This is a genomic window from Brevibacterium oceani, from assembly GCF_013623835.1.
GTDB lineage: Bacteria > Actinomycetota > Actinomycetes > Actinomycetales > Brevibacteriaceae > Brevibacterium > Brevibacterium oceani.
Genome location: NZ_JABKDE010000003.1, coordinates 56184 through 74371, shown reverse-complemented (window position 1 = coordinate 74371; position 18188 = coordinate 56184). Strand labels below are relative to the sequence as shown.

Here is an 18188-nt window from a genome sequence, read left to right as displayed (position 1 = left end):
CATGCGTGCGCGCAATGCGCAAGTTCTTGCACGATTCACGCATAGGTGGGAGGATGAACGGTATCGACGATCTGCCCCACTCAACGAGGAGACTCTCTTGAACACAGACTCGACCATCACGCTCGACGGAGTCTCCGTCCCACTGTCCCGACTGGTCCTCGGCACGATGACGTTCGGTGACACGGTGTCCGAAACGACAGCGCACGAGGTCTTCGAGAGCGCCATCGCAGCGGGGATCACCGGCATCGACACTGCCAACGGCTACGCGAAGTCGACGACCGAGGGCCTCATCTCGCCACTGGTGAAGAAGTACCGCGATCGGATCGTGCTGGCGACGAAGGCCGGCATGCCCCACGCCGACGCCGGTGAGCATTCACCCCTGTCCGCGAAGGGGCTGCGCGCGAGCGTCGAAGGCTCCCTGCGCCGGCTCGACGTCGACTCGATCGACCTCTTCTACCTTCATCAGCCCGACCGCGCGGCCTCACTCGATGAGACCCTCGAGACCATCGCCGCGCTCCGCGCCGAAGGCAAGATCACCGCGGTCGGCATCTCGAACTTCGCTGCCTGGCAGGCCGTCGATGTCATTGCCGCCGCCGAGCGCACCGGTGCCCCGCGCCCGGCGGTGGCACAGAACGTCTACAGCGTCTTGGCCCGACGAATCGAAGACGAATGGCTCGAGTGCGGCCAGACGCACGGCATCGCGACGATGGCCTACAACCCGCTGGCCGGAGGACTGCTGGCCCGCCGACCCTCGACCGATGGAACCGGGGACCGGTTCTCTGGCTCAGTGCTCGCCGAGATGTACTCTCAGCGCTATCTCTCCGACTCCGTCATCGCTGCCGTCGAGGCCTTCGCCGCAGTTGCCGACGACGCCGGTATCCCGCAGGCCGAACTCGCCTTGCGCTGGGTCGCCGAGGCGCCGGGCATCTCCGCCCTGCTGCTCGGGGCCAGCCGTGCGACGCAGCTCGAAGCGAACATCGCGGCCATTGCGAAGGGACCGCTTCCGGCCGATGTGCTCGCCGCCGTGGACGAGGCGACTGCCTCGGTGCGGGGATCGCAACCGCTCTACAACCGCTGAGTCACGACCTGAGCGGGCTCGACAGAGCCACCGGCTCAACATCCGTCTCCACCGATCTCGCAACCCTGCACAGGCTCGGCTGCACCAACCGTTCGAAGGGAAATCATGTCATCCATATCAGGAATCCTCGCTGCGATCGCCACCCCGTTCGATGAGGACGAGAACCTCGTCGAGTCCGCTCTGCGCGCCCACGTCCGGCGTCAGCTCGAGGTCGGCGTGCACGGGATCTTCGCGCTCGGAACGAACGGTGAGTTCTACGCCCAGACTCCGACCGAGCGCGCCGAGGCTGCCCGCATCGTCATCGACGAAGTGTCCGGCCGTGTCCCCGTCGTCATCGGTGCCGGTGCGGCGACGACGAAGGAGACTATCGCGATCGCCGCCGATGCTGCCGCGGCCGGTGCCGACGCCCTGTCGATCATCACCCCGTACTTCGCCGCCGCCTCCCAGGTCGAGATCGAGAACCACTTCCGTGCTGTCGCGAACTCCGTCGACGTTCCGGTCATCGTCTACAACATCCCCGCCCGAACCGGCAACGCCGTGGCTCCGGCGACCCTTGAGAAGCTCGCGGAAGTCGACAACATCACTGCGGTCAAGGACTCGAGCGGCAACTTCGACACGATCCTGCAGTACCTGGAGCGCACCGACCGTGAGACCTTCGAGGTCATCTCGGGCAACGACTCTCTCATCCTCTGGACCCTGCTGGCAGGCGGGGCAGGCGGCATCAGCGGAATCGCGAACATCTACCCGCGCACGATGGCCTCGATCTACGACCTGTTCGTCGCCGGTGATACGGCGGCCGCACGCGCTGCGCAGGACAGCATCCGCCCCATCCGCAACTGCCTGGCGCTGGGCAACCCGAACACCGTCGTCAAAGCTGCTGCGAACGAACGCGGATTCGGCCTGGGCCCGGCGCGGGCGCCGTTCAACGCGCTCTCGGATGAGGCCAAGAAGCAGATCGCCGTGACGGTGGCTGCCGATGTGGACCGCGGCTTGGCCTGATTCGGGTTGGACGCGGATCGACTCTGAGAGATCTTCTGCGACGAACGCGATGATCCGTGGCGATTGTAATCGCCAGATTGCTTTCCACTGACGCTCGTGGCGATTACAATCGCCATAAGTGATGATTTCGAGGTTCCTGGCGATTGTGATCGCCAGGACGGTGGGGTGGTGAGATGACGATCGTTGACAGGCCGAAGTATCTCGAAAAGCTCGAATCGTTCATCGATGCCCCGGTCGTCAAAGTCCTCACGGGATTGCGCAGATCCGGGAAATCACGGCTCCTCGACCTCGTCGCCGACCGGTTGGCGCAGCGCGGAATCGAATCCAACCGCATTGTGCATCTCAACTTCGATTCACTCGAGCATGCGTCGTTGGCCTCGGCGCAAGCGCTCGACGCGCACCTCAAAGAGGTGCTTCCGAGTGACGGTCGCGTCTACGTCCTGCTCGACGAGATCCAAGAAGTCACCGAGTGGGAACGGTTGGTCAATTCGCTGCTCGCCGAGGGGAGGACCGACCTCTACATCACCGGGTCGAATTCACGATTGCTGTCCGGCGAGCTCGCGACCTACATCGCCGGCCGGTACGTGACGATCGACGTGTGGCCGCTGTCATTTCGAGAGTACCTGTCGTTCCGACAGGCTTTCGCCGCTGACGCGGTGTCCGACGATGACGCCGAGTTCGCGCGCTATCTGCGACTCGGCGGATTCCCTGGTGTGCACATGCTGCCCCTCGACGAGTCCGATGCACGCTCGATGATCATGGACATCTACCGGTCGACACTCGTGCGGGATGTGCTGACGAGAAACAGGATCCGCGACGCGGATATGTTCGGACGCGTCGCCGCGTTCGCGATCGACAATGTGGGCAATCCGTTCTCCGCCCGACGAGTCGCCGACTTCATGAAGTCGCAGCGACGATCGATCGGCCACGAGACGGTGCTCAACTATCTGACGGCTCTGGCCGAGGCGTTCGTGCTTGCCAGAGTGCCGCGGTTCGATCTGCACGGCAAGTCCATTCTCGCGACGGATGAGAAGCACTTCGTCGGCGATCATGGCATCGTCAATGCCCTGTTCGGGTACTCGGACCAACGTCTGCCGGGGCTTCTGGAGAACATCGTGTGGATGGAACTGCGGCGACGTGGATACGACGTCACCGTCGGCCGGATCGGTTCAGCAGAGGTCGACTTTGTGACCCAGCGTGCAGATGAGGTCGTCTACCTCCAGGTTGCCGCGACCATCGCGACGGAGGAGACTCGGCGTCGCGAACATCGCTCACTCGAGTCGATCTCGGACAACCATCCGAAATACCTTCTGACCCTCGATCCTCTCGCTGGCGGAAACGTGAACGGAATCAGACACCGACGGATCCCGGAGTTCCTGCTCTCTGACGAGATCTGAACCGCTCGACACGGCTGTTGACGAGACGTCACGTGACTGTTCCACGAAGGCGGTTGGGGCGAAGCTCGTCTCGGGCACCTCACCGGACGGGGAATCGCGGCTCCTCACCGTTGAGAACGCGCACGACGTCTTCGACCGCCCAGGTGCCCATGTTCGCGTTCGCAATATCTGAGTAGGCGCCGATGTGCGGGGTCGCGATGAGGTTCGGCGTGGACAGGAGAGGGTCATCGGCGCTCGGCGGCTCGGTCGCGAAGGCATCGAGTGCGGCGAAGGAGAGGCGACCGCTGTGAAGGCTCTCGGCCAGGGCCGCCTCGTCGACGAGTCCACCGCGGGCCGCGTTGATCAGGCCGGCGCCGTCCGGCAGCGCGGCGATGAGTTCTGCATCAAGGAGCGGCTCCTCTCCGCCGGGGAGATGGAGGGTGAGGAAATCGGACCCGGCGACCACCTCGGCGAGGGATCGGGGCTCCACACCGGCCTCGGCGATAGCATCGTCGGGGACGAACGGATCATACGCCGCGATTTCGAGATCGAAGCCGGCGGCGCGCTTGGCGACGGCGCGACCGATACGGCCGAAGCCGAGGATGCCGAGCCGCTTGCCGCTCAGCTGCGAACCGAAGAATACGCCCCACTTGCCATCTCGCAGTGAGTCCTCGGCTTCGCGGATCCGACGAGCTCCCATGATGAGGAATCCGATGGTGAGGTCGGCGACGGACTCCGCATTGGCTCCCGGGGTGTTGACGACGGTGACGCCGGCCGCAGCCGCGGCGGCAAGGTCGATGTTGTCGACTCCGGCACCGTGTTTGGCCACGACCTTGAGCTCGGGGCAGGCAGCGAGCACCTCGGCGTCGATCCGATCGAGTCCGACGATGACCGCCTCGGCGCCGGAGATCGACTCGATGAGGTCTTGCCCGGATTTGGGATGATTCTCGGTCCGGTAGTCGAGGTCGAGGCCGAGCTCGTCTGCGCGAGCGCGAGGGGTATTCGACTGCTTACCGAAAGACGGGGTGAGGACGGTGAGGCGCATCAGGCTCCGATCTCGATTCCGAAGGTCTCGAACACGGTGTAGATTCCCAGCAGTCCGATCGCCAGCGAAGCGAAGACGAGCATCACCGTGAAGAAGTGGTTGGACCTGAATTCGGCCGGCACCTCTCGTGAGCGAAGGTACCAGACGGCGATGACGACGGCGACGAGGAAGACGCCGCTGGCCACACATCCGATCTGGACCATGATCACCGGGGATTGGATGATCAGGTAGCTCAGCGCCCAGATGATCGGGAAGACCACGGTGAGCACACGGATGATGCGTCCACGGGTGAGTGTGTTCTCCCAGTCGAAGACACCGAGGATGGACACCGTATTCGTCCACAGTCGGGGCACGCTCGCAGTCGAGGCGATGAAGGTCGAGAAGAGGACCGCGAAGGCGCCGATGAGGAAGATCCAGTGACCGGCCTCGCCCATCGTCGAAGAGTACATCGACGACAGTGTGGTGATCATGTCGTTGCCCTCGGGGACGAGGTTCTGCGGGTGGAGGATGGCCGCGCCGATGACGTAGAAGGACATCGTGCACACGGTCGAGACGATCCAGGAGACGAGCACGTCGGTGCGCATGACCGAGATCCACCCCCGGGCACGGCGGGCGCGTTCGGTGCTGCCGTCATTGGGGCCGGTATAGCGGGCGTAGCCCTTCTCCAGGCACCAGTATGTGTAGGTCGTCATCTCGTCGGCGCCGACGCCGGTGATCCCGAACATCGCGACCGCGAAGCCCAGGGTGCCGGCGGGAATGGCGAAGGTCAGTCCGCTCATGACGTCCGCCGAGGTGTAGGCGAAGTCGGTGAAGGGCAGCGATACTGCGAGTCCGACGGTGGAGACCGTGAAGATGATGACCGCGCCGACGGAGAACTTCTCGACGATGCTGTACCTGTTCGTCACGAGCAGGGCGATGACGACCGCAAGCGAGACGACCGTCCAGAAGACGAGGGACGGAGTCGAGAGCGGCTCGCCGAAGACGGGCAGCATGATGCTCAGTGCAGCGACGGCACCGCCGATGATGCCGCCGCGCTGGAGGACCTTCGCGAAGTCCATGAGGATCCACAGCAGGTTGATCCACCCGGCACGCCCGATGAGGCGGGGACCGACGTGGCCGTAGCCTTCGAGCGCGGGCTTGCCGGAGAGGATGGTCCACTGCGCGAGCTCGAGCTGGACCCAAACCTTGACCGCGGTGGAGATGATGACGAGCCAGAGGAGGACGAATCCGGCTTTGGCCCCGAGCGCCGTGGTGGTGATGAGTTCGCCGGAGCCGATGACCGCGGCCGAGATGACAAGACCGGGACCGAGGTACTTGAGCTTGCCCGCAAAGGTCGTGGGCGGTTCGAGCACGTCCTTGGGGTCGAGATGGTAGGGGTCGACGGCGGCGTCGGCGCCTGCGCGGTCGTCCCGGTCGATGTTCTGCGCGGTCATACTCGGCTTCCTTGCACGAAGGTGGATCTGTCCAGTGATCGTGCCGGTGTCTCGGGGCGAATCGAAGGACGACGGCCCGGTCGGCACGGCTCATGCAAGTGTGCCACCGATTGCGTGATGTGCGCAGCACGAATGCATGAACCGCGCATATGGGGTGGCTCGACGATGCTGGAGTGCTCGTTGTGAGCGAGGTGTGGCGATTTGACCGGAGTGAGCTATCGACGACGGCCGCCGGTCGGCAGCGAAGCACGTTGCCGGCCGACGGCCGTTGGAGGAGCGGAACCACCCCGCCGAGGTCAGCTGCCCGGGATGGGCAGTGCCGCCTCGGTGAGGGTGGGGCTCACTTGCGCTCGAGTTCCTCGAGGCTGGGGTAGATCGTCTCCTTCGGGGCGACTCCGTGGTTGCGGATGAGCACGAAGTAGAGGACGAAGGTGACGACGATGCCCACGAGCCACGAGATGTCCGCGCCGCCGAGTTTGGCGACCAGCGGTCCGGTGTAGAAGGACTGAGCGAGGAATGGGATCTGGATGAGGACGCCGATGCCGTAGGCGAGAAGCGCGCGCCAGTTCCAGTTGCCGTAGCGACCATGACGGTCGTAGAAGGCTGGGATGTCGAAGCGGTCCTTCGAGATGAGGTAGTAGTCGGTGAGGTTGATGACGCTCCAGGGCGTGAACACCATGAGCAGCGCGAGCACGAAGTTCTTGAAGTTCGCGAGGAAGTCCGCCGAGGCCAGGAGCGCCACAAGCACGGTGAGTGTGACGATGCCGATGACGAAGACCGCGCGGGTCCAGCGACGGATCGTCGCCTTGTTGCCGAAGGAGGTGAGGATCGTCAGCGTGCACATGAACGCACCGTAGGCGTTGAGCGTGTTGACGGTGAGCTTGCCCAGCAGGATGACGATGAAGATGAGGAGCGCGAAGACGCCACCGCCGACGATGTCACCGACGTAGGCGACCTGGTTCTCGACGAATTCGTTGCCGGATTCCGTCATGGCGGCGGCCCCGATGAGCGCGCCGAGGGTCATCGACCACTGCGATCCGATGACCGATCCGCCGAAGGTGAACCAGAAGGTCTTCGACGACGGGGTCGACCGCGGCAGGTATCGCGAATAGTCGGCGACGTAGGGGCCGTAGGTCAGCTGCCAGCCCACGGACAGGGCGATCGCGGAGAGGAAGGCGGGGAAGGCGAACGACGAACCCGAGATCAGTCCGGGGACATCGACCTGCGTGAGCACACAGTAGGTGATGAAGAGGAAACCGAGAAGACCCGTCACCGAGGAGATCCGCCCGAGCACATGGATGTACTTATATCCCAGCAGGGCCACCAGCGCGGTGAGTGCGCCGAAGATGACGATGCCGATCCACGGAGTCTGCACGCCGATGATGAGGTTGACGGCCTGGCCGGACAGGACCGCTCCGGTCGAGGCGAAGCCGATGTACATGAGCACGACGAGCACGAGCGGGATGATCGCACCGATGATGCCGAACTGGGCACGCGAGGAGATCATCTGCGGCAGACCCAGCTGCGGACCTTGCGCCGAGTGCAGCGCCATGACGATTCCGCCGATGATGTTGCCGATGAGCAGGCCGATGATGGCCCACAGCGCGTCGGCACCGAAGACGACGGCCAGAGCCCCGTCGACGATCGCGGTGATCTGAGTGTTGGCGCCGAACCACAGAGTGAACTGGGAACGTGGCGTTCCGTGACGCTCGGCGTCAGGCACCATCTCGATGGACCGCTTCTCGATCCCCGAATTGGTCGTACTAGCCATGATTGTCTCCTTCGGACTGATGAATCTGGTTCAGTGTGACACCACTGCACAACACCCGACGAGGTCCAGATCACACTTTCTGTCCGAAATATCGGAAAATCTCGCCGAGGCGGCCCGGAACGTCCGGACATCGGAGCGGGGGTCCGAGGAGCGACCGACTCGCCCTCAGATACCGTGCCGATCGTAGACTCCGACACGTTTCGGTGCTGTTTCGCGCCCGGTCTCCCGGCCGCACCGGCCGCTATTTCGACAGAGAGCGCGCGATGATCGTGCGCTGGATCTCCGACGAGCCTTCGTAGATGCGGTAGATTCGGGCATCGCGAACGTAGCGTTCGAGCGGAAAGTCCCGGGTGAAGCCGTAGCCGCCGTGGATCTGCAGGGCTTCATCGGCGATGTACGCGGCCGCCTCGGAGGCGGCGAGCTTTGCCGTGGCCGAAGACCGGGTGAAATCGACCCCCGAATCGCGCTGTTCGGCGGCGTCCATTGTCAGCAGCCACGCCGACCGGTACTTCGTGTACATGTCCGCGAGCTTGAACGCGATGCCCTGCAGGCGGCCCAGCGGTTTCCCGCTGATCTTGCGCTCGCCCGCCCAATCCACGGCGGCGTCGAGAGCGGCCTTGCCGATTCCCAGGCTCATCGCCGCGACCTCGATGCGACCACGGTCGAGCACGCGCATCGCCGTGGTGAAGCCCTCGCCTGCGTTCCCGAGGAGGGCATCCTCGGGGACGACCGTGTCGATGACGAATTCGAAGACCGGGCTGCCGCGCAGGCCCATCGTCTTCTCCGGGGGATTGAAATCCAGCCCCGCCGAGGCGGCCGCGGTGTCGACGATGAATGCGCTGATGCCCTTGTGGCCGGCATCGACGTCGGTCTTCGCATAGACGATGATGAAGTCCGCGAAGCCGGCGTTGGTGATGAAGCACTTCGTGCCCTTGAGATGCCAACCACCGTCGACCCGTGTGGCCTTCGTCGACATCTCCGCCGGGTTCGAACCGGCACCCGGCTCGGTGAGCCCGAAAGCGCCGATGACCTCGCCGGCAGCGGCACGTGGCAGCCACGCTTCGCGTTGGGCATCGGTGCCGCCGAGGAGGATCGAGTCGGTGGCGAGGAACTGTGCGGTGACGATCGACGCGGTCGATGCGCACGCCTCGGTGATGGCGGCGACCATCTGGCTCATCGCCACCGAACCGACGCCGGGCCCGCCGAATTCCTCGGGCACGTTGAGCCCCATGACCCCCACCTCGGCGAGGGTCTTCAGGGTTTCGTCGGAGACGCGTTCGTTCGCGTCGGCGGCCGCGGCCTGTGGGACGAGGACGTCCTTGCTGATCGTGGCGACGGCGTCGACGAGTTCCTGTTCGTCGGCGGTGATGTCGAAGGCCATAAGAGTGCTCCTTTGCAGTGGGGATCGGTTCGATGGAATTGGACGGGACCCGGATCGTGAAGATGGGGGAATCCCGAGGGAGAGGCCAGGGGAATCGTGCGGAGTGCGCCGCCTCGGCGAGATTGGCGCCAGCTGGTCAGGTCAGGGTGCGTCGGTGGGTGCGGCGAAGTCGGCGTTGTGTTCGCCGAGGCGGGGTGCCGGAAGCGCGGACGCAGGGCGGGTGCCGTCGACGAGGAGCGGGTGGCCGAGGAAGGCGTGCCCGGACCGGGGGTCGGTGGCAGTGAGATCGCGATCGGAGCCGATGGGGCCGGTGACCGCCTCGGCGAAATCGAGGACGGGAGAGTTCGGGATTCCGGCGGCATCGAAGATCCCGCACAGCTCGCTCACGGTGCGCCCGGTGGTGAATTCTTCGATCTCGATGCGCAGAGCCTCGTCGTTGTCCGATCGATGGCCGTCGGTGGCGAAGCGCGGATCGGTGGCCAGCTCCGGCTTGCCGAGGGTGGCGGCCAGGGTGGCGAAGAGTCGGTCGTTGGCCACGGCGATGACGAGGAGTCCGTCGGCGGCGCGATAGGTGTCGAACGGTGCCGAAACGGGGTGGCGGTTGCCGACCCGGGTGGGGGCGGATCCGGCGGAGTGGAGGGAAGCGTTCGTCGGCTGCATGGCGAGCATGACGTCGAGCATCGGAATGTCGATATGGGCGCCCTCGCCGGTCGTCTGGCGGTGGAAGAGCGCCGAGGCGATGCCGAAGGCGGCGAAGACTCCGGCGGAGACGTCGGCGATGGATTCGCCGACTCGGGTGGGGGAGCCGTCGGGGAAGCCGGTCGAGGCCATGAGCCCGCTCAGGGCTTGAATGACGGTGTCGTAGGCGGGGCGTTTTGCTTGGGCGCCGTGCTGTCCGAATCCGGAGATCGACGCGTAGACGATATCGGGCTTGACGGCCTTGAGGTCCTTATATGACAGGCCGAGCTTTGCGGCGACTCCGGGCCGGAAGTTCTCGACGACGACATCGCAGCTCTTGATGAGATCGAGCAGGCGAGCGTGGTCTTCCGGGTCCTTGAGATCGGCCTCGATCGAGCGCTTTCCGCGATTGAGGCCGGTGAAGTAAGTCGACCCGGATTCGGTGAAGGGTCCGAGATGTCGGGAATCGTCCCCGTGGCCGGGCATCTCGATCTTGATGACCTCGGCGCCCTGATCGGCGAGCATCGCCGTGGCGTAGGGACCGGCGAGGACTCGGGAGAAATCGGCGACCCGAACCCCGGTCAGCAGCTGCTTCGTTGCGTTCATGTTCCTCATCCTCGGCGCTGACCTGGGCGAAGACAACGGGGTCTCCGCGGATTTCGTCCGAGGTGCCGGACTGGATCGAGCGCTGACGGGCGGTCCGTCCCTGGGGTGGCTTGAGTCGGCGTGAAGGGCCGCCCGCGAAAGACGCGGACGGCCCTTCACTCGGCCTGCGGTGAGCTGCTGGCTCCTCGAGTCGATCAGCCTCAGGCGAGTCCGTCCTGTCAGGCCACGCGTTCGAAGACGGCTGCCATGCCCTGACCGCCGCCGATGCACATGGTCTCGAGGCCGTAGCGCGATTCGCGGCGATCCATCTCGCGCAGCAGGGTGGCGAGGATGCGCCCACCGGTGGCACCGACCGGGTGGCCGAGTGAGATGCCCGAGCCGTTGACGTTGAGACGCTCGGCGAAGTCGGATTCGGACAGCTTCCATTCGGTCGTGCAGGCGAGCACCTGCGCCGCGAATGCCTCGTTGAGTTCGATGAGGTCGATATCGCCGAGTTCGAGACCCGCCTGCTGCAGTGCCTTCGCAGTCGCGGGGACCGGGCCGATGCCCATCGTCTTCGGCGGCACTCCGGCCACCGCCCAGCTGCGCATGCGGGCGAAGACCCGCAGACCCAGCTCGGCGGCCTTGGCTGCGGTGGTGACGATGCACAGCGCGGCACCATCGTTCTGGCCCGAGGCATTGCCGGCGGTCACCGTGGCCTCATCGTCGGACTTCCCGAGCATCGGCTTGAGCTTCGCGAGCTTCTCGACCGTCGATCCGGGACGGATGTGCTCGTCGGTCGTGATGACCTGTTCGGGGGTCTTCCTGGTGGCCGGCAGCGTGATCGGCACGATCTCGTCGGCGAACTTCCCTTCTTCCGTCGCCGAGGCGGCCCGACGATGCGATTCAACGGCGTAGGCGTCCTGGTCCTCCCGCGAGATCTTGTACTCCCGACGCAGGTTCTCCGCGGTTTCGATCATTCCTCCGGGCACCGGGTAATCGTTGCCGCCGGCGGTGAGGCGGCCGCGGACGAGACCGTCCTTGAGTTCGATGTTGCCGCCCTTGACGCCCCACCGGATCTCCTCGTTGAAGAACGGTGCGCGGCTCATCGACTCGACGCCGCCGGCAACGACGAGGTCGGCGAAACCGGCTGAGATCATCGCGTGGGCGTCGGCGATCGCCTGCAGGCCGGAGCCGCAGCGACGGTCGACCTGGCGGCCGGGAACGGTGATCGGCAGTCCCGCATTGAGTGCGACGACGCGGCCGATCGCCGGAGTCTCCATGTGCGGGTAGCAGTTGCCGAGGATGACATCCTCAATGGCCTCGCCCGGCAGGTTGGTCTTCTCCAGCAGAGCTGCGAGGACCTGTCGGCCGAGCTCCTCATGCGGAACGTTCTTGAACTGTCCGCCGAATCCGCCCACGGGGGAGCGGAGAGGTTCGCAGATGACGATGTCTTCGGACACAGAGTCTCCCTTTGGGTTGTGATCGAGCCGTCCTGCTGCGGCGGTGAGGCATCGATCCCTTCGGCATCACTGCCGATGCTGATATCAATACATTCTGATTTATGAACATATCCGAATAGATCGCGAGAGACAAGAGGTCATCTCAATGAATGGGCATCCGACGCCCCGATGGCGAATGTGCCGACGGCGGACGCGTGCGCGGTGAACGATGGTGGGGTCGGTCGCGTGGGCGGCGGGTGTGGAGGTTTTCCGAACGGCGGTGAGACCGGCCGAGCTCAGCGGACTGTCGGCAGGGCCGCCTCGGCGACATCGAGGACCGTGCTCAGGGCTGCGTCCTGTTGGTCGAGGCGGTATGCGAGGTGAAGCTGGGTAGCTTCGTTCGGGAGATCGAGCGGCACGGCGGTGATCCGCGAGTCGTAGCCGGCGGCGACGGAGTCGAACGTGATCGTCACACCCATTCCGGCGGCCACGAGCGCAGAGATCGACTGCGAATCGGGGGCCTCCTGGACCGTGCGCGGGCTGAACCCGGCATCGAGGCACAGGCGCATGGCGGTCTCGCGCAGGTTCGAATTCGGGCGCGCGGGCAGGAGGACGAAAGGCTCATCGGCGAGCTCTGCGACGTCGATCTTCTTCCGATTCGCCAGGCGATGTGAACTCGGCAAGGCGACACATGGGCGCTCGATCGCCACTGGGCGACCCGCGATGAGCGGAGGCCGCCGACGCCAGCGGAGCAGCGCGAGGTCGAGAGTGCCGTCCATGATCCTCTCGAGGCCTTCGTCGGCATAGACCGTCGACTCGAGGTGGAAGGCGATGCCCGGATTGCGTTCGTGTGAGGCTGCCACGAGGGTGGCGGCGAGGTCCCGGGAGGATGGATGCGAGTAGCCGAAGCGCACGCGTCCGACCTCGCCGCTGGAGGAGCGGTGGACGGATTCGATGGCGGCCTGCTGGGTGGCGAGCATGTGTTTGGCCGGTTCGAGCAGAGCCTCACCGGCGGGGGAGAGGCTGACTGAGCGCGTCGTGCGTTGGAACAGTGAGGCGCCGAGTTCGGTCTCCAAGGAGCGGATGGTGCGGCTCAGCGGGGGCTGGGCCATGCCGAGGCGTTCGGCGGCGCGGCCGAAGTGGAGTTCCTCGGCGACGGCGACGAAGGCGCGGATCTGCTGCAGCTCCACTGTGTTCTCCTGTATCAGGCGGTCCGGGCGAATGTCTTAATTATTGCATGAATTGACAATAATCACAGAGATATTTTGCGGATTTCGGTAATTGCTATAGCCTGCGAACCATGCACAGTGACACAGTCGTCAGTCTGCCTGAGGCCATCGAACGCTACGTCGAGGACGGGGCCACGGTGGCGCTCGAGGGGTTCTCCCACCTTATCCCGTTCGCCGCCGGACACGAGATCATCCGACAGGGAATCTCCGGACTCACCTTCTGCCGGCTCACCCCCGATCTGCTCAGCGACATGATGATCGCCGCCGACTGCGTCGATCGCCTTGTCTGCTCCTTCTTCGCCTCCGGTTCGGCCGGCAGCCTCTACGAGGTGCGGCGCCGCATCGAATCGGCCGACCCGCGGCCGCTCGCGGTCGAAGAGTACTCACACCACGCGATGACCCTGCGCTATCACGCCGGAGCCGCTCGCCTGCCGTTTGCTCCGATCGGCTCCTTCGTCGGCTCCGACATCCCCGGCATCAACCCGGACATCCGCTCCGTCGTCGACCCGTATTCGGGCAAGAAGACGTACGTCGTGCCGCCGCTCAACCCCGATGTCACGATCATCCACGCCCAGCGCGCCGACCGTCATGGCAACGTCCAGATCTGGGGCATCACCGGCACTCAGCAGGAAGCCGTCTACGCGGCCGACCATGTCATCGTCACCGTCGAGGAGATCGTCGACGACGAGGTCGTCCGCTCCGACCCGAACCGCACTCTCATCCCGGCTCACGCCGTCGACGCGGTGTGCGAGGTGCGAACCGGGGCGCACCCGTCCTATGTGCAGGGCTCCTACGATCGCGACAATGCCTTCTATCGCGAATGGACCGCGATCTCGAAGGACCCCGCCCGGTTGCAGGAGTGGCTCGACGTCCATGTGCGCGGGGCCCGCGACCATGCCGAGTACCTCGAATCGATCGGTCACGATCGTCTCCGCGGTCTGCTCGTGGATCCGCGCCCCTCGGGCGTGGTCGATTACGGACGCCGTACGCAACTGAGCGAAGGGAGCCTGAAGTGAGCACCGCCTCGGCGAAGGACTTCACCGAAACCGAACTCATCGTCTGCGCGGCTGCGAAGATGCTCGCCCGCAGCCGCACCGTCTTCGCCGGCGTCGGGCTGCCCACGCTGGCCGTCGACCTCGCCCACCGCACGGTCAATCCGAGCATCCAGCTCATCTACGAATCCGGGGTCGCCGGCGCGCACCCCGAATCGATGGCCGAAGGCATCGCGGACTCCGTCGTCGTCTCCGGGGCCGAGGCGGTCGTCAGCATGCATGCCCTCTTCGGCTACGTCCTCCAAGGTGGGAACGTCGATGTGGGATTCCTCGGTGCAGCGCAGGTGGACCGGTTCGGTTCGCTCAACACCACCGTCATCGGCGAATGGGAATCTCCGAGAGTGCGTCTGCCCGGTTCGGGCGGCGCCGCCGACATCATGGCCAATGCCGGAGAGGTCTTCGTCGTCCTCCGCCGCCATGACCCGGCCGCCTTTCCCGCCGAACTCGACTTCGTCACCTCGGCCTCGCCCGTGCGCGCGGCCGACCAGCCGGACTTCATCCAACCGCGCGGATTCGGAGTCTCCACCGTCATCACCCCGCTGGGGATCCTGCGGCGGCGTGAGCGCCTCGGCGAGCTCGAACTCAGCGAGGTCCACCCGGGAGTGACCGTCGAGCAGGTGCAGGAAGCGACCGGCTGGGACCTCGCCGTCGCCGAGGACGTCACGCAGACCCAGGCGCCGACGGCCGAAGAAGTGCGCCTGCTCCGTGACGAGATCGACACGGTCCGCCTCTACCTGCGCTGAGGCGGGGGCGGGTGCGGGAGTCGGCAGAGGTTGGTCGGCCGGCCCCAGCCCCGCTGCGCCAGCCCGAGGGCACCAGCGCCACGGCACTGTCTACGACGAATAGCACTGGTTGCAACCCGTGCTATTCGTCGTAGACAGTGCCCTCAGCTGTTGGCTGTGGGAGTGGAATGTCGAGACGGTACACCTTTCTCTCAATTGCCCACCGAGGAAAGTGAGCAGTTCAGAGCAGACAGTACCTCAACGTTGCCGGCCATGAAGTTGTTGACGTGTCTTGGGAGGTGCGGTGCAGACCGGTACGATGAGCCGTATGTCGAGCCCCGAATCGGACACTCAAGGGCTGTCGGTCACGCCGTCAGCCCCTCACCTTCGCTGAACCCCTATCGCTGCTGCCCAGTGCTGCACGCAGCTCGATCTTCAGGTGTTTCTTTGGGTGCTGGCCGTGGTGACGAGACGTTCTCTTGTTCGTACTCTCGCTTCGGAGCTGAATCGATGCCTTTCGTTCTCTATCTTCTTGCCCTGGTGGTCTTCGCCATGGGTACTTCCGAATTCATGCTTGCGGGCCTCGTGCCCGACATCTCGACCAATTTCGGCATTTCCGTGGGAACCGCCGGTCTCCTGACATCGGCGTTCGCTGTAGGGATGGTGATCGGCGCACCTGCGATGGCCGCGCTCACTCGTCGCCTCCCAGTGAAAGCGACGCTCGTGGGCTGCGTAGTCGTGTTCGCGCTGTCCCACGCCGTCGGAGCACTCACGCCCGACTTCACTGTTCTGTTCATTGCGCGCGTGATCGCCGCAGTTGTCAATGCAGGTTTCTTGGCTGTCGCCCTGGTCGCGGCGACGAAACTCGTGGCGCCCGATGCCAAAGGTCGGGCCGTGGCGATTCTGCTGGCGGGGACCACCGTCGCAACCGTCGCCGGCGTACCCGCGGGGGCTCTGCTCGGTACTGCACTCGGTTGGCAGTCGACGTTCTGGGCGATCGCTCTTCTCTGCATCCCCGCCGCCGTCGGCATTGCCGCGGGCTTCACTGCTCAACCTGACGACTCGTCAAAGGACCCGACAGAGGAGGAGCCGTTCTCGACTTCGCTGCGGGCGGAGCTGTCGCAGCTTGCCTCCCCTCGCCTCGTCTTGACGATGCTGCTCGCCGCCCTGGTGAATGCCGGAACCTTCTCCACGCTGACTTTCCTGGCGCCGATCGTTACTGATACCGCCGAGCTGAGCCAGTGGTGGGTGTCGGTGGCTCTTGTGCTCTTCGGTGTTGGCTCCTTCATCGGCGTCACAGTTGCAGGACGGTTCTCAGACTCCCGACCCCGAATCGTCATCGTGGGCGGTGGAAGCGTCCTTGTGCTCGGGTGGATCGCGGTGGCAATATTCGCGACGAACCCCGTTGCCCTGCTCGGGCTCATCTTCGCTCAGGGAGTGTTGGGGTTCGCTGTCGGGAGCACGCTGATCACGCGAGTGCTCTATGCGGCGGCGAGTGCGCCCACCATGGCGGGGGCGTATGCGACAGCAGCACTCAACATCGGCGCAGCCGTCGGCCCCGTCCTTGCCGCTGTGGCACTCAGCGTCATGCCAGGTGCTCTCGGACCTGTTTGGGTTGCCGTCGTCGCGACCGCAACGGCATTGCTGGTCGCAGTTCCACTTCTTCGGCTGATTGCCCCCGTCGATAGCGTCTTGACCTCTGACACCTAGCAGGCCGAGCAAATCCGTGCGGCCCCGAGCCCATCAGGGGACTCGGGACCGCGTGGTTATCGAGGCAGGGGCCTCATCGCCGTCGAGGCGAAGACCTCAGGGAGTGACGGGAGCGCGCGCCGGTGCAGGCTCGGAGCCCGCGCCTGTGGCGTCGGCGGCCGGCACGGAATCGCTAGTGCCGACCGCGTCCGCATCCGCGGAGTCGGCGGCCGGAGCGGAGCCGGTCGCGCCAAGCGCACCCTTCGAGTCGGCGTCGCGCTCGGTCTGCTCGGCGGCGAGGGCTGCGGCGAACTCCTCCTCGTCGGCAGCCTCGGCCTTCGAGCTCTCGCTGGCCGTCCAGCCGGTCTTGTTGAGCAGTATGAGCGTGCAGACGAGGGAGACGAGTGCATAGCCTGCGCTGAGGATCGCCACCGGAACGATGGAACCCGAGCTCGTGTACATCCACTGTGCGGCCGCAGCGGTGCCGCCTCCGACGGTCATCGAACACAGCTGGTAGGCCAGCGAGATGCCCGTGTACCGGACCCGCGTGGGGAACGCCCGGGCGATGATGCCGCCGATGCCGGCGTAGAACAGCGAGTGCGGAACGGTCGCAGCGGCCATGGCTGCCAGCGCAATGCCGGGATGGCCCAGTTCGATCGCGAAGAACATGAGCGGCATGAGGACGAACTCCGGCAGGATGATCCAGAAGATCGCCTTGCGCATGTCCTTGACCCGGTCGAGGATGATCGCGCCGAAGGGCTGGACGATGAACTGCACCACGAGCGCGAGCGTGACGACGGCGAGGAACGTCGACGAGCTGTACGCCCAGGTGTGAGCGGTGTCCGTGGCCCAGGCGGTGGCGAACGTCGTCTTGAGGTAGGTGACCTGGATGAGCGGCAGCGCACCAGCACCGAGGAGGATGAGCACCCAGTGTTTCTTGATCGCCTCGAAGGCGGGAACCTTGGCGACAGCATCCTTCTTCTTCACGACCTTCATGTTCTCCGGCTCTTCGAGCTTGAGGCGGATGACGAGGCCGATGACGATGAGGAAGATCGAGGCGAGGAACGCGATCCTCCAGCCGTAGAGGAGGAACTGCGGAGTCGGCAGCAGCGCGAGGAGGAAGAACATGCCCGAGGAGATGAGATTTCCTGCCGGCGATCCCTGCTGGGCGAAGGCCGAATAGAGGACTCCCTTGCCCTTCGGGGCGTTCTCGCTGGCGATGAGCACGGATCCGCCCCATTCGCCGCCGACCGCGATGCCCTGCAGGATGCGCAGGCAGGTGAGGATGATCGGAGCGGCGATGCCGATGGTCGCATATCCGGGCAGCAGTCCGACGAGGAACGATGCCGCGCCCATGAGCACGAGCGTGACGACGAGGGTCTTCTTCCGGCCGTACTTGTCACCGAAGTGACCGAAGATGATGCCGCCGAGCGGACGAGCGAGGAAGCCCGCCCACAGTGTGACGAAGGAGAGCAGAGTGCCGACGCCGGCAGGCAGGGTGTCGGGGAAGAAGACATGCCCGAAGACCAGCGCCGAGGCGGTGCCGTAGATGTAGAAGTCGTACCACTCGATGGTGGTTCCGATGAATGATGCGATTCCGGCTTTGCGAGCGCGTTTCGCGGTGTTGACCGAATCAGACATGCGATTCCTCTCAGGTGGAGCGTCATTGCGCCGACCGATGCCAGGCGTCTCTGACGTGGCATGGGTG

General features: G+C 65.1%; 14 protein-coding genes. 6 read left to right on the top strand and 8 right to left on the bottom strand.

From position 1 onward, the window contains the following. The first annotated feature begins 97 nt into the window (after positions 1–97). The 3 genes from HK401_RS06840 (at position 98) to HK401_RS06830 (ending at position 3474) form a co-directional block, all read left to right on the top strand. On the top strand, positions 98–1078 hold the full coding sequence (locus tag HK401_RS06840; RefSeq protein WP_258234055.1) for an aldo/keto reductase: 981 nt from the start codon (positions 98–100) through the stop codon (positions 1076–1078). A 105-nt stretch (positions 1079–1183) separates the two neighbouring features. After that, positions 1184–2077: a dihydrodipicolinate synthase family protein gene (locus HK401_RS06835; RefSeq protein ID WP_181273926.1), complete on the top strand. Its 894-nt coding sequence runs from the start codon at positions 1184–1186 to the stop codon at positions 2075–2077. A gap of 173 nt (positions 2078–2250) precedes the next feature. Continuing rightward, a complete protein-coding gene (locus tag HK401_RS06830; protein WP_181273925.1) occupies positions 2251–3474 on the top strand; it encodes an ATP-binding protein in 1224 nt (407 codons plus the stop codon). A 79-nt stretch (positions 3475–3553) separates the two neighbouring features. Here the strand turns inward: HK401_RS06830 and HK401_RS06825 are convergent, their stop codons facing one another. The 7 genes from HK401_RS06825 to HK401_RS06795 all read right to left on the bottom strand — a co-directional run bounded on the left by HK401_RS06825 (position 3554) and on the right by HK401_RS06795 (position 12978). After that, the gene (locus HK401_RS06825) at positions 3554–4498 is read right to left on the bottom strand and encodes a phosphoglycerate dehydrogenase (protein ID WP_181273924.1); all 945 of its coding nucleotides are present in this window, start codon (positions 4496–4498) and stop codon (positions 3554–3556) included. Then, positions 4498–5931 (bottom strand): Nramp family divalent metal transporter, encoded by a 1434-nt coding sequence (locus HK401_RS06820; RefSeq protein WP_181273923.1) that lies wholly within the window; start codon positions 5929–5931, stop codon positions 4498–4500. The genes HK401_RS06825 and HK401_RS06820 overlap by 1 nt, the downstream gene beginning before the upstream one ends. Positions 5932–6271: 340 nt before the next feature. Further along, on the bottom strand, positions 6272–7702 hold the full coding sequence (locus HK401_RS06815; protein ID WP_181273922.1) for a purine-cytosine permease family protein: 1431 nt from the start codon (positions 7700–7702) through the stop codon (positions 6272–6274). A gap of 241 nt (positions 7703–7943) precedes the next feature. After that, positions 7944–9083, bottom strand: a complete 1140-nt coding sequence (locus HK401_RS06810; RefSeq protein ID WP_181273921.1) for an acyl-CoA dehydrogenase family protein — start codon at positions 9081–9083, stop codon at positions 7944–7946. A gap of 141 nt (positions 9084–9224) precedes the next feature. Next, entirely contained in the window at positions 9225–10367 is a 1143-nt protein-coding gene (locus HK401_RS06805) for a CaiB/BaiF CoA transferase family protein (protein ID WP_181273920.1), read from the bottom strand. A gap of 218 nt (positions 10368–10585) precedes the next feature. Continuing rightward, positions 10586–11809 carry an acetyl-CoA C-acetyltransferase gene (locus HK401_RS06800; RefSeq protein ID WP_181273919.1) on the bottom strand — a complete coding sequence of 408 codons (1224 nt, stop codon included), beginning with the start codon at positions 11807–11809 and terminating at the stop codon, positions 10586–10588. Between the two features lie 275 nt (positions 11810–12084). Further along, complete coding sequence (locus HK401_RS06795) at positions 12085–12978, bottom strand: LysR family transcriptional regulator (RefSeq protein WP_181273918.1); 894 nt, start codon at positions 12976–12978, stop codon at positions 12085–12087. A 110-nt stretch (positions 12979–13088) separates the two neighbouring features. Here HK401_RS06795 and HK401_RS06790 point away from each other — a divergent pair, with 110 nt between their 5' ends. The 3 genes from HK401_RS06790 to HK401_RS06780 all read left to right on the top strand — a co-directional run bounded on the left by HK401_RS06790 (position 13089) and on the right by HK401_RS06780 (position 16501). Beyond that, positions 13089–14033 carry a CoA transferase subunit A gene (locus tag HK401_RS06790; protein WP_181273917.1) on the top strand — a complete coding sequence of 315 codons (945 nt, stop codon included), beginning with the start codon at positions 13089–13091 and terminating at the stop codon, positions 14031–14033. Further along, on the top strand, positions 14030–14812 hold the full coding sequence (locus tag HK401_RS06785) for a CoA-transferase subunit beta (protein ID WP_309135928.1): 783 nt from the start codon (positions 14030–14032) through the stop codon (positions 14810–14812). Before HK401_RS06790 ends, HK401_RS06785 begins: the two co-directional genes overlap by 4 nt. A 489-nt stretch (positions 14813–15301) precedes the next feature. Further along, entirely contained in the window at positions 15302–16501 is a 1200-nt protein-coding gene (locus HK401_RS06780) for a Cmx/CmrA family chloramphenicol efflux MFS transporter (protein ID WP_181273916.1), read from the top strand. Between the two features lie 96 nt (positions 16502–16597). Here the strand turns inward: HK401_RS06780 and HK401_RS06775 are convergent, their stop codons facing one another. Beyond that, positions 16598–18121, bottom strand: coding sequence for an MFS transporter (locus tag HK401_RS06775; RefSeq protein WP_181273915.1), 1524 nt, complete (start codon positions 18119–18121; stop codon positions 16598–16600). Positions 18122–18188 lie beyond the last annotated feature (67 nt).